Below are 4,880 nucleotides of genomic sequence, written 5' to 3'. Positions count from 1 at the left end.
GGTGTCCGTGACACCGGCCCCCTTCGCCGTACGGTCGTCCGGGTGCGCTCAGCCCGCCGCGCCCAGCCGCTCCACGGCCGCGGCGACCCGCTCGTCGGTCGCCGTGAACGCGACCCGCACGAAGCGGTCGCCGGCCGGCCCGTAGAAGTCGCCGGGCGCCACCAGGATGCCCAGCCCGGCCAGTTCGGCCACCGTCTCCCAGCACGGGCGGTCCTGGGTCGCCCACAGGTAGAGGCTCGCCTCGGAGTGCTCGATCCGGAAGCCGTACGCCTCCAGCGCCGCCCGCAGGGCCGAACGCCGGGCCGCGTACCGCTCGCGCTGCTCGGTCACGTGCGCGTCGTCCGCGAGCGCGGCGACCGTCGCCGCCTGGACCGGCGCGGGCACGATCAGGCCGCCGTGCTTGCGCACCTCCAACAGCTCCTTGACCACCACCGGGTCGCCCGCCACGAAGGAGGCGCGGTAGCCGGCCAGGTTGGAGCGCTTGGAGAGCGAGTGCACGGCCAGCAGGCCCTCGTGGCCGTCGCCGCAGACGTCCGGGTGCAGGACCGAGACCGGGTCGGCCTCCCAGCCCAGCTCCAGGTAGCACTCGTCGCTGACCAGCAGTGCCCCGTGCTCCCGGGCCCACTCGACGGCGCGGCGCAGCTCGTCCGCGCCCAGCACCCGGCCGGTCGGGTTGGACGGCGAGTTCACCCAGAGCAGGCGCACCCGGGAGCCGTCCAGCTCGTCCACCGAGTCGTACTCGACCGGCTCGGCGCCGCACAGCCGGGCGCCCACCTCGTAGGTCGGGTAGGCCAGGCGCGGGTAGGCGACCTGGTCTCCGGGGCCGAGGCCGAGCTGGGTCGGCAGCCAGGCCACCAGCTCCTTGGAGCCGACGGTCGGCAGCACGGCCTGCGGGCCGAGCCGCGCGCCGAGCCGGCGGTGCAGCCAGCCGGCGATCGCCTCGCGCAGCTCCAGCGGGCCCCAGACGGTCGGGTAGCCGGGGGTGTCGGTGTGCGCGGCCAGCGCCTTCTGGACGACCTCGGGGACCGGGTCCACCGGGGTGCCGACGGAGAAGTCGCAGAGCCCGCCCGGGTGGGCCAGGGCGGTCGCCTTGTACGGTTCCAGCTTGTCCCAGGGAAAGACCGGGAGCTTGTCCGAAACGCGACGCGCCGCCCCCGGGTGGCCCGGGAACGGCGCGCGCGTGCTGTTGGTGCTCACAGCTGTTCTGCCACCGATCGTCAGTGGTCGGCGTTCTGCGGCGGCAGAGCGGCGATGAACGGGTGGTCACGCTCGATCAGGCCGAGCTTCGAGGCGCCACCGGGCGAACCCAGGTCGTCGAAGAACTCGACGTTCGCCTTGTAGTAGTCCTTCCACTCCTCCGGAGTGTCGTCCTCGTAGAAGATCGCCTCGACCGGGCAGACCGGCTCGCACGCGCCACAGTCGACACACTCATCCGGGTGGATGTAGAGCGATCGCTCGCCCTCGTAGATGCAGTCAACCGGGCACTCTTCGATGCACGCCTTGTCCTTCACGTCGACACAAGGCTGCGCGATGACGTAGGTCACGCTGTCGTTCCTCCTCGGAAGGGCCTGGTGGCCCGTTCTGTTCTGCTGCCGTGCGCGGTGAGCGCGGCGTCGTCGATGCCCGCCCCTAGTATCGCGGGTCGGAGACCGCAAATGCACAGGAGGTGGCCAGATGGCGACGGTCAACCCGGTCGGCGACCGTCCGGAGGTCCGGATAGATCGCTCTGACGTGGGACGACGCGTGTCGGTCCGACGCCTCGCGGAGTTCGTGGACGACCGGCCGGTGTTCCGGGATTCGATCGGCGTGCTCACATCGTGGGACGAACATGGGCTGACGATCGCCCCGCGTTCCGGCGATCCGGTGCACTTGCCGGAGAAGCTGCTGGTCGCAGGCAAGGTCGTGCCGCCGTTTCCGGTTCGGCGGGCCCCGTTGCCGGTCACCGCGCCGGTCGAACTGCAGCGGATCGCGGGCCGCGGCTGGCCGGCCGTCGAGCAGGAGCCGCTCGGCGAGTGGACGCTGCGCGCCGCCGCCGGGTTCACCCGGCGGGCCAACTCCGTCCAGGCGCTCGGGGACCCAGGGCTGCCGCTGCCTCGGGCGCTGGCGGCCGTCCGCGCCTGGTACGCGGCGCGCGGGCTGCCCGCGTACGTCGAGGTGATCTCCCCCGGCTCGCCGACCGCGCTGGTCGCCGAACTCGACCGGCTCGGCGCCGGGTACGCGCCCACCCTGGTCCGCACCGCCCCGCTGGCCGTGCTCGCCCGGGTCGGCACCGGGCACGAGAGGGTCCGGCTGGCGCGGACCGCGGACGACCGGTGGCTGTCGGTGTACCGGCGGGTGAGCGGCGACCCGGCCGTCGAGGAGGCCGCCCGGCAGGTGCTGCACGGCGGGCCCTCCGTCTGGTTCGCCACCGTGCCGGGCGCCCCCGGGCAACCCCCGCCGGCGATCGGACGCTGCGTCGTCGAAGGGGACTGGGCCTGCTTCGGCGCGATCGAGGTCCAGCCGTACGCCCGGCGGGCCGGGCTGGCGACGGCGGTCATGGCGGTGCTCGCCTCGCGCGCGGCCGAGGAGGGGGCGAGCGGCGGGTACCTCCAGGTCGAGGCGGAGAACGCGGGGGCGATCGCGCTCTATGACGGACTCGGCTTCACGACCAGTCACACTTACCACTACGCCCTTCTTCCCCAGGGGTAGCCGCCAGGCCGTACCGTCCGACCGACCACCCGACCGTCCGTCCGTCCGTCCGTCCGCCACCTTGTCCGTCCGCCGTACGAAAGCCGTCGCCGTCACCGTGACCGAGCAGAGCAGAGACCGCTTCCGGACCGCCGCCCGCGCCGAGCAGCCCGACCCGGTGCTGCTGTGCCTGCTCGCCGCCGCCGAGCACGGCATGGTGCCCGACCCCGGCGACCCCGGCGAGCCGCCCGGCGTGGACGCACTGCTCGCCGCCTGCGAGGCCGCGCTGGAGCGGCACGCGGCAGCCGTCCGGCAGGCCGTCGCCGAACGGGCGCCCACCGGGCCGGAGGAGACGGCCGCCCTGCTCGCCGCGGTGCTCGGCGGACGGGAGCGATTCCACGGACGGCAGTCGGACTACCGGCGCCTGGAGTCCTCGCTGCTGCCCGAGGTGCTGCGGCGGCGGCGCGGACTGCCGATCACGCTCTCCCTGGTGTGGACGGCGGTCGGGCGGCGCGCCGGACTGACCGTCCACGGCATCGCGCTGCCCGGCCACTTCATCGTCACGGTGGGCGGCCCGGCGGGCGGCGAGGACTACGTCCTGGCCGACCCGTTCCACGGCGGGCGGCTGCTCGACCCGGAGGACGTCGAACGGCTGGTCGCCGCCGCCGGGCAGGAGTTCACCCCCGCCCTGCTCACCCCGGCCCAGCCGCTGGAGATCGTGCTGCGGGTGCTCGGCAACATCCGGGTCTGGGCCGCCGACCGCCCCGAGCACGCCCGCACCCAGCTGTGGGCCACCGAACTCTCCCTGCTGCTGCCCCGGCACCCGGCCCAGCTGCGCCTGGAACGGGCCGAACTCCTCGTCCGCACCGGGGACTTCCTCGGCGGATCGGCGGAGATGGACGCCTACGCGCAGATCCTGGACACCTTCGACCCGGACACCGCCGCCAAGGTCCGCCAGGAGGCCCGGGCGGCCCGGCACCGGCTCAACTGACCCGCCCGCCTACAGCCAGCCCTTCTCGCGGGCGATCCGCACCGCCTCGGTGCGGTTGCGGGCCCCGGTCTTCTGGATCGCCATCGACAGGTAGTTGCGCACCGTCCCCTCGGACAGGTGCAGCCGCCGGGCGATGTCCGCGTTCACCGCGCCGTCGGCGGCCGCGCCCAGCACGTCCCGCTCGCGCGGGGTCAGCGGGTTGGCGCCCTCCGCCAGCGCGGCGGCGGCCAGCACCGGATCGATCACCCGCTCGCCGCGCAGCACCCGGCGGATCGCCTCCGCCAGCTCGGCGGCCGGCGCGTCCTTCACCAGGAAGGCGTCCGCGCCCGACTCCATCGCCCGGCGCAGGTAGCCGGGCCGGCCGAAGGTCGTCGCGATGACCACCTTCGTCCCGGGCGCCCGGCCGCGCAGCTCGGCGGCCGCCTCGATGCCCGTCATCCCCGGCATCTCGATGTCCAGCACGGCGACCTGCACGTCGTTCGCGAGCACCGCCGCCACCACCTCGTCCCCGCGGCCGACCTGCGCGACGACGTCGATGTCCCCCTCCAGCCCGAGCAGCGCGGCCAGCGCCTCCCGGACCATCCCCTGGTCCTCGGCGAGGAGGACTCTTACACATTGTACGGGCGTCTTTGACGCGTCGTCGTCCATATGACCAGCCTAGACAGCACGAAGCCCCGCCCGGAGAGGATCCGGACGGGGCGCTGTGGGGGTCTTACTCGGGGCAGCTCGGCGAGCACGCCCACGCGGAGTACCCGGGGCTGCTCGCGGCCTCCTGGTGGCTCACCAGGGCTGGGCTGGTGGCTTCCCGCTTGCACCGGGTGCAGTAGATCGGGCCGACGCGCGGCCAGTCTTCACCGAGGGCGTTCGCATGGTTGTTCCGGTGGAACGGGTCGAGCATGCAGGGGAAGTCCGGGTGCGACGAAGGGCACCACATGTGGGCTTCTTGGTGGTCGCGGGGGTCATCACGCCACCGCCCTTGCGAGGGTGTGGGCGCCCGGATAGGTGTACCCGGGGTCGGGAAGTCCCTCGGCGACCGCCCGCAGCGCTTCGCGCCGGTGGTACTGGCGCTGCATCTCGTCCAGACCAGCCCGCCATGCATCGTGGTCGACGTGCGGTCGGACCAGCGGGCCCATGTACAGGCGTTCCGGCTCGGGCTGGTTCGCAGGCTCCGGGGTCGACATAGGGGCGCTTGGTTCACGGTGGGGGAAGGCGGGGGTTCGAC

General features: G+C 73.8%; 6 protein-coding genes. 2 read left to right on the top strand and 4 right to left on the bottom strand.

Annotation, left to right across the window (positions count from 1 at the left end; all coding sequences use genetic code 11):
- Nucleotides 1-48: 48 nt before the first annotated feature.
- Nucleotides 49-1,197 carry a succinyldiaminopimelate transaminase gene (dapC, locus tag ACIQOV_RS27725; protein WP_401053067.1) on the bottom strand — a complete coding sequence of 383 codons (1,149 nt, stop codon included), beginning with the start codon at nt 1,195-1,197 and terminating at the stop codon, nt 49-51.
- A 20-nt stretch (nt 1,198-1,217) separates the two neighbouring features.
- Entirely contained in the window at nt 1,218-1,544 is a 327-nt protein-coding gene (gene fdxA, locus ACIQOV_RS27720; RefSeq protein WP_030061559.1) for a ferredoxin, read from the bottom strand.
- 130 nt (nt 1,545-1,674) lie between these two features.
- Here fdxA and ACIQOV_RS27715 point away from each other — a divergent pair, with 130 nt between their 5' ends.
- Both ACIQOV_RS27715 and ACIQOV_RS27710 read left to right on the top strand, forming a co-directional pair.
- Entirely contained in the window at nt 1,675-2,688 is a 1,014-nt protein-coding gene (locus ACIQOV_RS27715; RefSeq protein WP_401053064.1) for a GNAT family N-acetyltransferase, read from the top strand.
- A 97-nt stretch (nt 2,689-2,785) separates the two neighbouring features.
- The gene (locus ACIQOV_RS27710) at nt 2,786-3,658 is read left to right on the top strand and encodes a transglutaminase family protein (RefSeq protein WP_401053062.1); all 873 of its coding nucleotides are present in this window, start codon (nt 2,786-2,788) and stop codon (nt 3,656-3,658) included.
- A 9-nt stretch (nt 3,659-3,667) separates the two neighbouring features.
- Here ACIQOV_RS27710 and ACIQOV_RS27705 read toward each other — a convergent pair whose 3' ends face one another.
- Together ACIQOV_RS27705 and ACIQOV_RS27700 are read right to left on the bottom strand one after the other, a co-directional pair.
- Nucleotides 3,668-4,306 (bottom strand): response regulator, encoded by a 639-nt coding sequence (locus ACIQOV_RS27705; RefSeq protein ID WP_401053060.1) that lies wholly within the window; start codon nt 4,304-4,306, stop codon nt 3,668-3,670.
- Between the two features lie 314 nt (nt 4,307-4,620).
- Nucleotides 4,621-4,839, bottom strand: coding sequence for a hypothetical protein (locus ACIQOV_RS27700; protein ID WP_401053058.1), 219 nt, complete (start codon nt 4,837-4,839; stop codon nt 4,621-4,623).
- Between the last annotated feature and the right edge of the window lie 41 nt (nt 4,840-4,880).

It is taken from the genome of Kitasatospora sp. NPDC091257, assembly GCF_044757675.1.
GTDB classification, from domain to species: domain Bacteria; phylum Actinomycetota; class Actinomycetes; order Streptomycetales; family Streptomycetaceae; genus Kitasatospora; species Kitasatospora lactacystinica.
The sequence above is the reverse complement of the archived record's forward strand: the minus strand, read 5'-3'. Positions and strand labels throughout refer to the sequence as shown.

Excerpts from the sequence above, each read along its gene's own strand:
- ACIQOV_RS27715 (WP_401053064.1), top strand. The coding sequence starts at position 1,675 with ATGGCGACGGTCAACCCGGTCGGCGACCGTCCGGAGGTCCGGATAGAT.
- ACIQOV_RS27705 (WP_401053060.1), bottom strand. The coding sequence starts at position 4,306 with ATGGACGACGACGCGTCAAAGACGCCCGTACAATGTGTAAGAGTCCTC.
- ACIQOV_RS27700 (WP_401053058.1), bottom strand. The coding sequence starts at position 4,839 with ATGTCGACCCCGGAGCCTGCGAACCAGCCCGAGCCGGAACGCCTGTAC.